General features: G+C 36.4%; 11 protein-coding genes and 1 pseudogene. 7 read left to right on the top strand and 5 right to left on the bottom strand.

What is annotated here, in order from left to right:
- Positions 1-68 precede the first annotated feature (68 nt).
- Together folE and yeiB are read left to right on the top strand one after the other, a co-directional pair.
- A complete protein-coding gene (gene folE / locus V3224_RS02790) occupies positions 69-737 on the top strand; it encodes a GTP cyclohydrolase I FolE (RefSeq protein WP_334468388.1) in 669 nt (222 codons plus the stop codon).
- Between the two features lie 3 nt (positions 738-740).
- A complete protein-coding gene (gene yeiB / locus V3224_RS02795; RefSeq protein WP_334468390.1) occupies positions 741-1,865 on the top strand; it encodes a DUF418 domain-containing protein YeiB in 1,125 nt (374 codons plus the stop codon).
- 29 nt (positions 1,866-1,894) lie between these two features.
- On the opposite strand, the gene sanA is transcribed toward yeiB, so the two are convergent.
- From sanA to metG, 4 genes and pseudogenes are all read right to left on the bottom strand, one after another.
- Positions 1,895-2,590: an outer membrane permeability protein SanA gene (sanA, locus tag V3224_RS02800; RefSeq protein ID WP_334468745.1), complete on the bottom strand. Its 696-nt coding sequence runs from the start codon at positions 2,588-2,590 to the stop codon at positions 1,895-1,897.
- A gap of 355 nt (positions 2,591-2,945) precedes the next feature.
- On the bottom strand, positions 2,946-3,641 hold the full coding sequence (locus tag V3224_RS02805) for a CidB/LrgB family autolysis modulator (protein ID WP_334468392.1): 696 nt from the start codon (positions 3,639-3,641) through the stop codon (positions 2,946-2,948).
- 76 nt (positions 3,642-3,717) lie between these two features.
- Positions 3,718-4,098 (bottom strand): annotated as a pseudogene (locus V3224_RS02810) (CidA/LrgA family protein); the annotation flags it as partial.
- A gap of 139 nt (positions 4,099-4,237) precedes the next feature.
- Positions 4,238-6,265 (bottom strand): methionine--tRNA ligase, encoded by a 2,028-nt coding sequence (gene metG, locus V3224_RS02815; protein WP_334468394.1) that lies wholly within the window; start codon positions 6,263-6,265, stop codon positions 4,238-4,240.
- Positions 6,266-6,679: 414 nt separating this feature from the next.
- Here metG and apbC point away from each other — a divergent pair, with 414 nt between their 5' ends.
- The 4 genes from apbC (at position 6,680) to asmA (ending at position 11,219) form a co-directional block, all read left to right on the top strand.
- Positions 6,680-7,795, top strand: coding sequence for an iron-sulfur cluster carrier protein ApbC (apbC, locus tag V3224_RS02820; protein WP_334468396.1), 1,116 nt, complete (start codon positions 6,680-6,682; stop codon positions 7,793-7,795).
- Positions 7,796-7,982: 187 nt separating this feature from the next.
- Positions 7,983-8,624, top strand: coding sequence for a uridine kinase (gene udk, locus V3224_RS02825; protein WP_334468397.1), 642 nt, complete (start codon positions 7,983-7,985; stop codon positions 8,622-8,624).
- 43 nt (positions 8,625-8,667) lie between these two features.
- A complete protein-coding gene (gene dcd, locus V3224_RS02830; RefSeq protein WP_334468398.1) occupies positions 8,668-9,270 on the top strand; it encodes a dCTP deaminase in 603 nt (200 codons plus the stop codon).
- A gap of 140 nt (positions 9,271-9,410) precedes the next feature.
- Positions 9,411-11,219: an outer membrane assembly protein AsmA gene (gene asmA, locus V3224_RS02835; protein ID WP_334468400.1), complete on the top strand. Its 1,809-nt coding sequence runs from the start codon at positions 9,411-9,413 to the stop codon at positions 11,217-11,219.
- 66 nt (positions 11,220-11,285) lie between these two features.
- Here the strand turns inward: asmA and V3224_RS02840 are convergent, their stop codons facing one another.
- Positions 11,286-12,869 carry a TerC family protein gene (locus tag V3224_RS02840; protein ID WP_334468402.1) on the bottom strand — a complete coding sequence of 528 codons (1,584 nt, stop codon included), beginning with the start codon at positions 12,867-12,869 and terminating at the stop codon, positions 11,286-11,288.
- A gap of 233 nt (positions 12,870-13,102) precedes the next feature.
- On the opposite strand from V3224_RS02840, the gene gndA reads away from it, so the two are divergent.
- Positions 13,103-14,515: an NADP-dependent phosphogluconate dehydrogenase gene (gndA, locus tag V3224_RS02845; RefSeq protein WP_334468404.1), complete on the top strand. Its 1,413-nt coding sequence runs from the start codon at positions 13,103-13,105 to the stop codon at positions 14,513-14,515.
- Positions 14,516-14,999: the final 484 nt, after the last annotated feature.

The following is a 14,999-nucleotide window of genomic DNA, read 5'->3' on the forward strand; positions in this document are numbered from 1 at the left end:
GGGATAATGGTATCCATTTATTGAATGTTTAGTTAAATTAATGTTGAATTTTATTGTTGGAGAAATGCATGTCATCGCTCAGTCAAGAAGCGCATCTTGTTCGTAAAGCACTAGAAGCTAGTGGTCTTGAAACCCCTCTTTGCGGTCAATCTCTTTCCTCAAATGAGCGTAAACAACAGATTGAAGGGCACATGAGTGAAATTATGCGTTTACTTAATCTCGATCTTAAAGATGATAGCTTAGTGGAAACACCTAAGCGCGTTGCTAAAATGTATGTTGACGAAATTTTCTCAGGCCTCCATTATAATAATTTTCCTAAAATTACTTTGATCGAAAATAAAATGGATTTCGACGAAATGGTAACGGTTCGTGATATTACGTTAACTAGTGTTTGTGAGCATCATTTTGTCACTATCGATGGTAAGGCGACAGTGGCCTATATTCCAAAGGATAAAGTGATTGGTTTATCTAAAATTAATCGTATTGTTCAATTTTTTTCTCAACGGCCACAAGTTCAGGAGCGCTTGACCCAGCAGATTTTAATTGCGCTACAAACTTTATTAGGTACAAGTAATGTCGCGGTTTCAATTGATGCTGTTCATTATTGTGTGAAAGCCAGAGGCGTTCGTGATGTAAGCAGCAGCACTATGACAACCTCGCTAGGTGGTTTATTTAAATCAAGTCACAATACCCGTCAGGAGTTTTTACGCAATATTTCTCGCCTGCGTTACCGCTAATTAATGTTTGTTATTAAAGCCAGACGGCAGCGGATTGAACAAATTGATCTGCTGCGTGCAAGCGCTATTTTTGCAATTTTGCTGGTTAATATTTTTGCTTTTGCGCTACCTGAATTAGCTTATGTGAATCCAGTTTATATTGCTAGCACAACAGCCGGGGATATTTGGTGCTGGGTATTTTTGAATATCTTTGTGCAGGGAAAATTTCTGGCAATTTTTAGTTTGTTATTTGGTGCAAGTTTTGAATTTTTGTCTAAGCAGGGTTTATATTGGAATCAAATTCGTCTGTTTGTATTGGCTATTATTGGTCTGCTGCATGGCATTGGGTTATGGGATGGGGATATTCTATTGCCTTATGCTTTGACGGGGCTATTGGCAATAAAATTTATTCATTTTAATAACACTAGGCAGCTCTATTATAAATCTATTGTTATTTATTTATCCGGCTTAATTATTTTTGGCAGTTTTAGTTATTTTACCGATGTTTCATCATTTTGGTATCCAGCAGAAAATGATTTTACTAATGAGATCAACATTAAAATAGCGGGCGGATGGAAAGCGTTCTTATATCGGGCTGAATCGGTAGCACAAAGATTAATTATGTTAGTGATCGATTATGGTTGGCAGTTATTGGCATTAATGATGGCTGGCGCAGCATTATTGAGAATTGGCTGGTTAACGGGAAATTTTTCTTTGTTTCATTATCGCTATGTTGCTTATTGGACAATCCCATTAACTATTTTTATTCAACTCTGTTCTATTGCCATCCAGTATTACTATGACTGGAGTTATATTGTAACTGGGTTATTAGGTTTTATTATTAATCAGATTATTATTCCGGTTCAAGTTATTGGCTATATTGCTATTATTTATGGTTTTTGGCCACAAATAAAAAATATCTTCATTATTAAATGGCTGCAATCAGTTGGCCGTATGGCTTTAACTAGCTACTTATTACAGACGCTGATCTGTACCACTATTTTTTATCGGTTTGGTTTTTTTGCTCAATTTGGCCGTTTAGCATTACTTAGCTTTCTGCCGCTGATTTGGTTCATTAATATTATATTTGCCATCAGCTGGTTGAAATATTTTAAGCAAGGGCCAATAGAGGGTTATGGCGTTATTTAACCAATAAATTCGCTACTTGCTAGCTGAAATTATTTCAGCTCTTCAGGTAAAACGGCAGGATATCCGTTGATACCATCAGGCATTTTTATCGCTGCGGGAATAGATTCCTGTTGTCCCAAAAAGCGGGGTCCACTTTTTAATATATAGAGATCAATTAGGGCATTAATACGGGCAAAAACCTCGCGTAAACGAACTTTAATGATTTTTTTGGGTGAGGAAACTGCATAGCACTGTGCATCAATCCCTTTTTTCATAGCGATAAATAATGCTCTTTCACAATGGAAACGTTGGGTAATAATAGTAAAATTGTTAGTGGCAAACACTTGGTGAGTTCGGACAACCGAATCCAATGTTCTGAAGCCTGCAAAATCTAACACAATTTTTGCCGCTGGGATACCAGCTGAGATCAGATCTCTACGCATGGAGATAGGTTCATTATAATTGTAATGGGCATTATCACCGCTAACCAGTAAGTATTTTATTTTACCGCTATTATAAGCGTTAAGGGCACCTTGAATTCGATACTTATAGTACTCATTAGGTAAACCAGCAGAATAATATTTTGACGTACCTAAAATCATACCAACGCTGCGAGGTGGTAATTTTTTTACATCATCATAGATATAGTCAGCAGTTTTCCAACTAATCCAACGATCGAATGCTAGAGTAGCAACGATTGCTGTTACTATAATGGTAAGTAAGCTATAAATAATGAATTTCCTCATCATTTATGCCTATAGATTACAGGATAGAGAAAGTCAGCTTAATAAGGGCTATTTTACTTATTATCATGCGCGGCTCCTGATTAATTCAACAGCTTATTGCTAGATAAGACTTATAATAGTCAGAAGGCAGCAAGTTTGTAAATACGATATTCAGACTAGCTGAAATTACCTCCAATTAGTTGCTTTAACACATTGTTCAATGCTACTGTGGTAACTGGCTAGATTTGATTTAAATTTATTCAGCCAAAATAACCTAAAAATTAAAGTTACCGCCCGCCAGTGAGATTAATTTTTCTACATAAAATAGACAGAAAGTGATTACTATGTTGTTGATTCATTTTTTATAGCTAATCATTTAATGTAATAAATCGATTATTAAAGGAAAAATGAAAGGGGCAATTAATGAGGTGATTATGCCACACGTCATTAATGCGAGAGAACTATAGGCACCTTCAATGTAGTTTATCTCGGCGCTACGCGCAGTACCTACTGCATGTGAGGCTGCTCCCATCGCTAATCCTCGAGCAATAAGGTTTTTTATCCGCAAAAAATTAAACAGTAAATGCCCAAACATAGCACCAAAAATGCCAACTAAAATCACACAAGCTGCACTGATGGCTGGTATGCCGCCAATCCCTTGTGAAACCGCCATCGCAATCGGTGTTGTAACAGATTTTGGTAATATTGAAGCAGCCATTTCGACGCTCGCGCCTGTCCATAACGCAATAGCGGTTCCTGTGACCATAGCAATCAGACTCCCAATAAAACAAACACTAATAATGGATTTCCATTGGGCACGAATTTGATGTAATTGCTCGTATAATGGCAAAGCCAAGGCGATAACTGCCGGCTGTAACAAATCATTGAGAATACGGCTACCAGAGAAATAATGGCTATATGAAGTATGTGTTATTAGTAAAGTAGCAATAATGATAGTGATTGAAATTAATAGCGGATTTAAAATAGTTAATCGGTATTTTTGGGATAATTTTCTCGCTAATAAGAAAACGATAATGGTAAAAGGTAGTGACCACCAGATATGATTTAACATTGTTGTTACTCGTTATTTGGCCTATTTTTTGCCTAATTTGTTTTTTCTGCTGCTGCTTACCAGCATCCGAGGTATTTATATTAGGGTCACGATGAATACAGTGTGAGCTATAAGCAACAATAATCATAATAATTAAGGTACTAATAATGCAGGAGAGTAAAATAGGGATAATTTGTTGGCTAAGCATATCATAATAATTCATTATGCCTACCCCGATTGGAATAAATAGCAATGTCATATTTTTGAGTAGCAAATGACAGCCAGGTTGTATCCAGTGGACAGGTATGATTTGGACGGTTAATAAGCTAAACAACACCAGCATGCCAATTATACTTCCTGGCAGAGAAAAAGGCAGTAAATTTGATATTAGGTTTCCTATTATTAGGCAGAGATAAATGAGTAAAAAAGCGCGTAAATATTGCCAACTAATATAAAAGATATTTTTGCAAAACAACATCATACCAGTCCTATAACAAAACATACTGATAATACAATTAGCCCACTTAATGTGCTAGGCTGGTGTAGTCACTGGGATTAAAAATGGCGAAAATGCAATTAATTGTCGCCATTTTAATTTAATGCTTTTTATTGTGAATCTATTTTACTTGCATACCGGGCTTGGCGCCAGCATCTGGAGTTAATAGAAAGATATCTTTGTTACCAGGACCGGCGGTTAATACCATCCCTTCTGAAACGCCAAAACGCATTTTTCGTGGTGCTAAATTAGCGACCATGATCGTTAAGCGCCCTTCAAGTACTTTTGGATCAGGATAAGCCGCGCGAATACCAGAAAAAACTTGTCGGCTGCTATCACCTAAATCTAATTGGAGTTTTAGCAGCTTATCGGAGCCTTCGACGAAATCAGCTTGCTTAATCAAAGCAACTCGTAAGTCGACTTTGTTGAAGTCATCAAAACTGATGACATCTTGGAAAGAATTTTCGCAATCTTGTTGATTAGTCATTGTTTGCGCCGTTATATTTTCGCTAGATGCCGCTAACATAGCGGTTACATTGTTCATTTCGATTCGCTGGAATAAGGTTTTAAATGGCGTAATTTCATGATTTAGCAAAGGGTCGCTAATATCATCCCAGTTTAGTGAAATATTTAAAAAAGTTTCTGCCCGGTTGGTGAGTCCCGGTAATATAGGTTTTAAATAAGTTATTAGCACGCGAAATAAATTGATACCCATCGAACAGATATCATGTAAATCTTGTTCGCGACCTTCCTGCTTAGCAACTACCCAGGGTGCTTGCTCATCGATATAACGATTGGCTAGATCGGCAAGTAACATAATTTCACGAATCGCCTTATTGTATTCACGATGACAAAATTGTTGACCAATTTTGTCTGCTGCGGCAATAAATTGCTGGTAAAGCTCAGGAGCTGCAAGTTGCGATGATAACTTACCATCAAAGCGTTTATTGATGAATCCAACATTGCGAGCCGCGAGGTTGACGACTTTATTCACGATGTCGCTATTTACCCGTTGGACAAAGTCTTCTAAGTTAAGGTCAATATCATCAATGCGGGAAGAAAGCTTAGCGGCATAATAGTAACGTAAACAATCAGCATCCAGCTGATCTAAATAGGCGCGCGCGGTAATAAATGTACCCCGTGATTTGGACATTTTTGCGCCATTTACAGTGATATAACCGTGAACAAAGATATTGGTAGGCTTACGATAACCACTACCTTCTAATATTGCTGGCCAAAATAGGCTATGGAAGTAGACAATGTCTTTACCGATAAAGTGATAAAGATCGGCAGTAGAATCTTTGTGCCAATAACTATCGAAATCAATATTGGGTTGTTTGTCACATAGATTTTTAAATGTCCCCATATAACCAATAGGAGCGTCTAACCAGACGTAAAAATATTTGCCATGCTCATTAGGGATTTCAAAACCGAAGTAGGGGGCATCACGAGTAATATCCCATTGCTGTAAACCCGCCTCAAACCACTCTTGCATTTTATTTGCCACTTGTGGTTGCAAAGCCCCTGAGCGTGTCCAAGTTTGCAGCATATGACTAAATGCGGGTAAATCAAAGAAAAAATGTTCTGTTTCACGCATTTCAGGCGTTGCACCAGAAATCACCGAGTGGGGATTGATAAGTTCTGTTGGGTTATAAGTTGCTCCACAGACCTCACAATTATCACCGTATTGATCAGCGGCTTGGCATTTTGGGCAACCCCCTTTAACAAAGCGATCGGGTAGAAACATACCTTGCTTAGGATCATAAAGTTGCGAGATAGTTTTGTTTTTGATATAGCCACTCTTTTTTAGTGTTAAATAAATTTGTTCAGATAATGTTTTATTTTCTACACTATGAGTTGAATGGTAATTATCATAACTAATGGCAAAGTCAGCAAGATCGTGTTGATGTTCCTGATTTACTTTACTAATCATCTCCTCAGGCGTTATACCTAATTGCTGAGCTTTTAGCATAATTGGAGTGCCATGGGCATCATCGGCACAAATAAAGTAAACCTGCTTGCCGCGCATTCGTTTATAACGAACCCAAATATCGGCCTGAATATGCTCTAACATATGGCCAAGGTGTATTGAACCGTTAGCATAAGGTAACGCACAGGTTACCAAAAGTTTTTTCGCGACTTGAGACATAGTAAGGATCTAATTCCCATAAAAATTGAACAATAATTTGATGTTAACTGATTGCGTTTTTTCCGGCTAGGCCTGAACATGAATAATCAATCATTCACGAGTTTCGCACCAATAAATAAACGCTCTATCTTTAAGTTTAATCCAGCATAATATATAAATAGACAGAATCTTATAAATCAAAAGCAACTTATTGTAATTTAATAAAATTTATGTGTTTTAGTAACTTGAAGATTAATCATCGATTTTAAGCCATTTCTAGTATTTTATACGCCTGTGCGAAACTCGTGTCATTATTTTATCGTAATTTTGCTTGATAAGTGTCGTTTTTATTATCTATTTATCTTAATTAAATTGTTCTCTGGTATGATGTAGTGATTAATTGTTGATAATTTAATACTAAATAAAGGAGCTGCGATGAATTCAGGATCCTTCAAACAAACAAAAGCAAAAAAGTTAACTCAGCAAGTCGCTGAAGTTTTAGACACATTTTCTCATCCGACACTGCAAAGTAATCTGAGTACATTAAAGGCATTATGTCATTGTGTATTACTCGATGATGTTTTACATATTGAATTAGTCATGCCCTTTGCCTGGAAAACACCTTTTAAGTTATTAATTGAGCAGCTGACACCGCAATTACGAAAAATAACTGGCGCGCAAACAGTAGAGTGGGAATTACGTCATAATATCAATACATTACGTAGAGCGAATAATTTGCCTGGTATTAATGGAGTGCGTAATATTATCGCTGTCAGTTCAGGTAAAGGAGGGGTTGGCAAATCAACCACGACAGTGAATTTGGCGTTGGCATTAGCGCAAGAAGGAGCGAAGGCAGGTATTCTGGATGCTGATATTTATGGTCCCTCTATTCCGACTATGTTGGCAACTAAAAATCAGCGGCCCACATCACCTGATGGGCATCATATGGTACCTATAATGGCTTATTATGGGCTAGCGACTAATTCAATTGGTTATTTGATTAATGATGATAATGCGATGATATGGCGTGGTCCAATGGCTAGCAAGGCTTTGATGCAAATGTTACAGGATACCGAATGGCCAGATTTAGATTATTTAGTGATTGATATGCCACCTGGAACTGGTGATATTCAATTAACCTTAGCACAGAATATACCCGTTACCGCGGCGATTGTCGTTACCACACCACAAGATATTGCTTTGCTTGATGCTATGAAAGGCATCGCGATGTTTGACAAAGTAAAAGTGCAGGTATTGGGTATTGTTGAAAATATGAGTCTACATATTTGTAGTAATTGTGGTCACGTAGATCCTATTTTTGGTTCAGGTGGAGCAGAAATATTGGCTGAAAAATACCAGTGCAAGCTGTTAGGTAAGATCCCATTACATATTTCTCTGCGTGAGGATTTAGATCAAGGCCAACCGACAGTAATGCGCGATCCTGATGGTGAGTTCGCTGATATTTATCGAGAAATAGCATCGACAATTTCTGCTCAGATGTATTGGGCAGGAGAAAAAATTCCCACTGAAATTGCTTTCCGAGCTATTTAAACTGATTAACTCCATAGCTTATTGATTGAAAATAAATATGTAGTGATAATTATTATTAGGTCTTGTTATGAAAATTAGCCAGACCTAATTTTAAATGCTGGCAGATACTACAATAACCCCTTATAATTCCGGCGCTCATAATATTTAATTATATTAATTTCTATTATTTAAACTCAGGTTATTTAAAATGGCTGATCCAGCACATAAGTGCGCTATTGTCGGTATATCAGGTGCTTCAGCATCGGGTAAAAGTCTTATTGCGAAAACGCTTTATCATGAATTACGTACTCAAGTGGGTAACCACAATATTGGTGTGATTACTGAGGATTGTTACTATCGAGATCAACATGACATGCCGATGGAAGAACGAGTGAAAGTAAATTACGACCATCCCAACTTAATGGATCATGATTTGCTTTTTCATCATCTTCAATTGTTGAAGGCAGGAAAAGGTATTGATCTGCCACAATATGATTATACTCAGCATACACGTAAGCGAGAGACCATTTTTTTTCAGCCTAAAAAAGTGATTATTATTGAATGTATTTTATTATTAACCGATAAGCGCTTACGTAGTAATATGGATTTTGCCATTTATGTTGATACGCCACTGGATATTTGCTTAGTAAGAAGAATTAAACGGGATGTCAATGAACGAGGAAGAACATTAGATTCTGTTATTGAACAATATACTAAAACTGTTCGTCCAATGTTTCTTCAATTTATTGAGCCATCGAAACAATATGTAGATATTATTGTTCCTCGTGGCGGAAAAAATCGAGTGGCGATTGATATTCTAAAAGCTAAAATAGGGGAGTTCTGCCAATAATTATCTATAAATAGATTAGGCATTCTCGCAAGGAGATGGAAAAATGCGACTTTGTGACCGTGATATAGTTAAATGGCTTGATGAAAAGAAATTGGTTATTGAACCACGCCCATCAATCGAACGGATCAATGGGGTAACCGTTGATGTTTGTTTAGGCAATAAATTTCGAATATTTCAGGGCTATACTGCACCTTATATTGATCTTAGTGGGCCCCAAAATGAAGTTAATGCTGCATTAGATCGGGTGATGAGTGATGAAATTACCTTAAGCCATGATGATGCGTTTTTTTTGCATCCAGGTGAATTAGCATTGGCGGTCACTTTAGAATCAGTCACTTTGCCTGATAATGCTGTTGGTTGGCTTGATGGCCGTTCTTCTCTTGCTCGCTTGGGATTAATGGTGCATGTTACTGCGCACCGTATTGATCCCGGTTGGTGCGGTCAGATTGTGCTAGAGTTTTATAATTCAGGTAAGCTACCATTGGCACTACGGCCGGGTATGGTTATTGGTGCATTAAGTTTTGAAGTTTTATCCGGTTCAGCTGAGCGCCCCTATAATCGCCGTCAGGATGCAAAATATAAAAATCAACAAGGTGCGGTAGGGAGTAGAATTAGTGAAGATGATAAAAGTAATCATAAATTGTGATATTTTAAGTTAATTAATTCGGTATTTAGCTGAAATTATGCTATAACCAAAATAATTTTATTTTCTCAGGTCACGGAAAATAAGCTATCTAAAGATGAAGTCATTAATTGTTTGTTTGAATACCATTGATGGAGACAGTGATGAAACGATTTTTGACCACATTAGCTATTCTGATGGTGGTTATTTTAGCAGGCTTAACGGCGCTAGTGTTGCTCGTTAATCCCAATGATTTTCGTCACTATTTAATTGATAAAGTTGAACAAAAAAGCGGCTATCATTTAGTTTTTCAAGGCGAAATGCGTTGGCATGTATGGCCTAGGCTAAGTATTATTACTGGGCCGATTTCACTCACTGCGCCGGGCGCGACTAAGCCGGCCATTAGTGCAGATAACATGCGGCTTGATGTCTCCTTATGGCCGTTAATTTCCCACAAACTGTCTGTTGAACAGATTGTAATCAGTAATGCAGTTTTGCGCGCTACTCCAGATAGTGAAGCAAAATCAAATCCAGATGCCCCGATTGCTCCAGAAGGTCTTAACCGTATTAGTAGGAAAAATAATAATGATAGCAAATGGTTATTTGAGATTAATAAAATAAAACTAACTGATAGTTTGTTAATTTGGCAGTTGGATAATGATACCCAGCTAAATATGCGTAATATTATGTTGTCGCTCAGCAGGGAAGATGATCATTTCATTAGCGTTAATTTTAGTAGCAATGTGAGTAAGGATCAGCAAGATCTCACTTTTTCTTTAAAAAGTAAGTTAAATATTTCAGATTATCCGCATCAGATTGCTGGGGAAATTAATCAATTAGAATATAAAATTAGTGGTATTAATTTACCAACAGATGGCATTAGCGGCAATGCAACTTTATTGTTTGATTATTTGCATGATCAGCAACCAATATTAACCCTGTCTAATTTAGCTATTGACGTCAATGATAGTAATTTAACTGGAAATTTAGTTGCTCATTTAGGTAAATCACCAGATTATCAATTAAATATTACTTCCACAAAACTGGATCTAGATAAGATTTTAGGTTGGCAATCTTTATTACAACCTTTAACAGAGACAAAGATAACGCCTCAAGTAAGTCCTAAGCCTGTTATTGCGACGATTGAAACCGATAGTTATGATTTAAGTTATTTAAAGCAATTCCCATTTCAAGCAACAATCTCTGCCGATAAACTTATATATCGAGGTTTAGTTGTTGATAGCTTTAAGTCTAAGATAACCAATAAAAAAGCGTTATTAAATGTTAGTCAGCTAGAAGGTGGATTATTAGGTGGAAATTTTGAATTACCTATTAGTTTAAATTATCAAAATAGTCCGGTTATTGTCACGGCTAAGCCCAAATTTAATCATGTTAGGTTGGCTCCTTTGCTGCAATCCTTTGACATGCCGACCAAACTAGATGGTTCATTGATGTTAGCAGCAAATTTATCAGGGCCTGGATACGATAAATTTGCGCTGCTAAATTTTTGGTCCGGTAACGCTAATGTAATGTTATCCAAGGCACAGTTAACAGGATTAAATATAGCTTCACTGATCCAACACGCCTTTTCACGCCTTACTAATAAAATTGATACCCCGCAAAATCTTGACGATAATACCCAAATTGAAAATTTAACCGTTGATACAAAACTTAATAAAGGCATGCTATCGTTCTCAAATCTGGTTGCTTCTTCAGACGCTATGAGTATCGATGGCAACGGTTGGCTAAATTTAGCCGGGAAATCAGCAGACGTCAAATTGCTGGTTAATATCAATAAAGGCTGGCATGGAAATGATAAGTTTATTAATAAAATTAATCAATTGGCCATTCCTCTGCGTATTCATGGTAAGTGGAAAAATTTACAATATCAATTGAATATTGAAAAATTGCTGCGTGATGAGTTTCAATCGCAAGCTAAAAAAGCACTAGAGTTGGTTAGAAAAAGAAGTTAAATCGAAAAATTAGTTTTAGCTTAAATTCAACAAATGTAACGCGCCATGATTACGTTATGTTTTATGTTAAGGAATATTCTGTTTAACATCATTTTTAGCCAGTTGCAGGGGAGTAATCAACACTTTTTTAAGGCGGTGGCTGGTGACTTCCAACGGTTCAAAAATCCAATTTTCAATTTTGATACGTTCACCTACCACAGGCATTCGTTGTAGATGCTCCATTAATAATCCGGCAATCGTCTCATATTCACGTTTTTCATCAAGCGTAATTGGCACATACAGGATCAGATCCTCTAAAGGCATAAAGCCATTAGCAACCCAACGGCTATCCTCTAATTGTTGAATATCATGACGAGAATCCACCTCTGCTTCGCTGATTGGCATATTACCGGCAATAGTTTCCATAATATCCGTCAGCGTAACAATTCCCTCGACAGAGCCAAATTCATCAACAATAAAGGCAAAATGGGTATGAGCTTTACGAAACTGCTCTAATGCCTGAAGTAGTGATAAGCCTTCAGGGAAAATTAGTGGCTGGGTAATTAAGGCATGTAGGTTAAGTTTTTGCTTTTTTAATTGTTGATTTAATATGTCGATAACGTGTATAACCCCGACTGGTTCATCGCTTATCGATTCATCTGTAACAATAAGACGGGTATGTGGTGTTTTTTCTAGCAATGAAAGTAGTTTATCCGCAGGCTTGTTGATATCAATGTATTCAACGTCATGGCGCGAAGTCATAATACTACTAACATTACGTTGAGCGAATCCTAATAAACGAACAATCATTTGTCGTTCTTGTGGATCAAAAATACCATTATTATCAGCGATTAAATCAGAGGTGCGATGATCTAATTCAGCGTGTTCATGTTGACCATCTAAAACCCGCAATACTGCTTCAGCGGTTCTTTCCCGCAGTGATTTGGTGCCTTTTAAAAAACGGCGTCGATTAAATAATGCAAATTGGTTAAGTGATTCGATCATAATAGAGAAACCAATAGCAGCGTATAAGTAGCCTTTCGGTATCAAATAACCAAATCCTTCAGCAACTAAGCTAAAACCGATCATCAGTAAGAAACTGAGACAGAGAATAACAATCGTTGGATGGGTATTAACGAACAGGATTAATGGTCTACTAGCGATAATCATTAAGATCATAGCAATAGTGACTGCGGCAATCATAATGCCAATATGTTCAACCATACCTACCGCAGTGATTACTGAATCAAGTGAAAAAATAGCATCTAATACAATAATTTGCGCGACAACAGCCCAAAATTTAGCCGTTTTTCGTTGCTTGCCAGATCGTTCATCTTTACCTTCTAATCGTTCATTAAGCTCCATAGTGGCTTTAAAAAGCAGAAACAGCCCGCCACCAAGCATCAGAATATCCCGCGCACTAAATGGGTGACCCCAAATATTAATGATAGGGTTGGTTAGTGAAACGAGTAAAGTGAGACTAAACAATAAGATGATGCGCATAAAGAGTGCGCAGGTTAAACCAGTTATTCTTGCTTTATTACGTAATTTAGCCGGTAATTTATCAGCTAAGATAGCGATAAAGACTAAATTATCAATGCCAAGCACGATTTCGAGTACGATAAGAGTAAGAATCCCCGCCCACATCGTAGGATCAGTGATCCATTCCATAAAATTTATTTTACCTTCTAATATGACGGCTTATGCCGACCTTTAGAATAATGGGCACTTTGAACAAAAATTTCAATATAATAACGTTTTTTTAATCGTTTTTAGCCGAAATATCGTGTCCTTGAAGGCATGAAATCACTATCACCAAACTATAGAGTAAGTTAATATATCAATACGTAAAAATATATTTGCTCGTTAATTGTGGGTAATGAATTGTCAGACAGGAGTTTTTCATGTCAAAACAACAAATTGGTGTAGTTGGTATGGCTGTTATGGGACGTAATTTAGCGCTCAATATTGAAAGCCGAGGTTACTCTGTTTCGATTTTTAATCGTTCTAAAGAAAAAACCGATGAAGTGATCGCAGAAAATCCAGGTAGAAAATTAATCCCCTGTCATACAATTGAAGAATTTGTTGATTCATTAGAAAAACCACGTCGTATTTTATTAATGGTAAAAGCGGGTGAGGCGACAGATAAAACCATAGCTTCCTTAACACCCTATCTGGATAAAGGTGATATCCTAATCGATGGTGGTAATACTTATTTTCAGGATACTATTCGACGTAATCAAGAACTTTCAGCACAAGGTTTTAACTTTATTGGAACCGGCGTTTCTGGTGGTGAAGAAGGTGCATTAAAAGGGCCTTCTATCATGCCTGGTGGACAGAAACAGGCTTATGATTTAGTGGCGCCTATCTTGCAACAAATTGCAGCTAAGGCCGATGGTGAGCCCTGTGTCAGCTATATTGGTCCCGATGGTACAGGTCATTATGTAAAAATGGTGCACAATGGCATCGAGTATGGTGATATGCAGCTTATTGCTGAAGTATATTCAATACTTAAAAACGCATTAAAATTAAATAATGAAGAATTAGCTGATATTTTTACTGAATGGAATAAAGGGGAATTAAGTAGTTATCTAATCGAAATTACGGCCGATATTTTTCGTAAAAAAGAAGACCAGACTAGTAATTATTTGATTGATGTCATATTGGGTGAAGCCGCTAATAAAGGAACTGGAAAATGGACCAGTCAAAGTGCTTTAGACTTGGGAGTACCTGTTACGCTTATTACTGAATCAGTATTTGCGCGTTATCTCTCTTTTTTAAAAGAGCAGCGGGTGGCAGCAGCAAAAATCCTGACTGGACCGGTTGTTAATTCATTTAAAGGTGATAAGCAGGAATTTATTGAAAAAGTTCGTCGGGCACTTTATTTAGGTAAAATTGTTTCCTATGCACAGGGTTTTCAGCAATTAAAAGCAGCATCGGATGAATATCAATGGCAGCTAAATTATGGTGAAATTGCCAGGATTTTCCGCGCTGGTTGTATTATTCGGGCGCAATTTTTGCAAAAAATTACCGATGCCTATAGCCAAACCCCATCTTTAGTAAACTTAATGTTAGCGCCTTATTTTAAGAATATTACTGATGAATATCAGCAATCATTACGGGATATTGTCTGTTTTGGTATACAAAATGGTATTCCATTACCTACGCTTACAGCAGCAATTTCTTATTATGATAGTTATCGCTCTGCTTTTTTACCGGCAAATTTAATTCAGGCACAACGTGATTATTTTGGCGCTCATACTTATAAGCGGATTGATAAAGAGGGTATCTTTCATACTGAATGGATAGAGAAATAGGTCTAGCTGAACTGATATAAAATCATATTGGATGGTCTTTATCATTAACGATAAAGACCATCTTTCTTGGCTTTGGGTTAGCACAAATGGACATATTGATTTGCTGCTTTTTTTGACTTTAATTTTATATCTATTCAAAAATAAATAGATTTACACATTATATTGTAATATAAAATATATTATTTTTTATAAAGTAATTCTGATTTTCAAATAAATCTATTGTTTTTTAATAAAACAAATAAACTTATTTGTTATTTGATAAAATTAACCATAAATAATTATGATTAATTTGCTATATTATGAAAATCACTAAGACTAAAAGAAATAGTTTATCTTAGTGAATTAATGAATAAAATTCATTGTGATTTTTGTAATACAAATCACAGTTTTAACATATGAAAATAACTTATTCTTACAATAAAGAGATAAAAATTAAAAGAATAAATTGGATAATTTAATAAACTTATAAACTTATAAACTTATA

This window comes from Arsenophonus sp. PmNCSU2021_1, from assembly GCF_036919435.1.
Classification (GTDB): domain Bacteria; phylum Pseudomonadota; class Gammaproteobacteria; order Enterobacterales; family Enterobacteriaceae; genus Arsenophonus; species Arsenophonus nilaparvatae.

Excerpts from the sequence above, each read along its gene's own strand:
- dcd (WP_334468398.1), top strand. The coding sequence starts at position 8,668 with ATGCGACTTTGTGACCGTGATATAGTTAAATGGCTTGATGAAAAGAAA.
- folE (WP_334468388.1), top strand. The coding sequence starts at position 69 with ATGTCATCGCTCAGTCAAGAAGCGCATCTTGTTCGTAAAGCACTAGAA.
- apbC (WP_334468396.1), top strand. The coding sequence starts at position 6,680 with ATGAATTCAGGATCCTTCAAACAAACAAAAGCAAAAAAGTTAACTCAG.
- gndA (WP_334468404.1), top strand. The coding sequence starts at position 13,103 with ATGTCAAAACAACAAATTGGTGTAGTTGGTATGGCTGTTATGGGACGT.
- yeiB (WP_334468390.1), top strand. The coding sequence starts at position 741 with ATGTTTGTTATTAAAGCCAGACGGCAGCGGATTGAACAAATTGATCTG.
- metG (WP_334468394.1), bottom strand. The coding sequence starts at position 6,265 with ATGTCTCAAGTCGCGAAAAAACTTTTGGTAACCTGTGCGTTACCTTAT.
- udk (WP_334468397.1), top strand. The coding sequence starts at position 7,983 with ATGGCTGATCCAGCACATAAGTGCGCTATTGTCGGTATATCAGGTGCT.
- V3224_RS02805 (WP_334468392.1), bottom strand. The coding sequence starts at position 3,641 with ATGTTAAATCATATCTGGTGGTCACTACCTTTTACCATTATCGTTTTC.
- asmA (WP_334468400.1), top strand. The coding sequence starts at position 9,411 with ATGAAACGATTTTTGACCACATTAGCTATTCTGATGGTGGTTATTTTA.
- V3224_RS02840 (WP_334468402.1), bottom strand. The coding sequence starts at position 12,869 with ATGGAATGGATCACTGATCCTACGATGTGGGCGGGGATTCTTACTCTT.
- sanA (WP_334468745.1), bottom strand. The coding sequence starts at position 2,590 with ATGAGGAAATTCATTATTTATAGCTTACTTACCATTATAGTAACAGCA.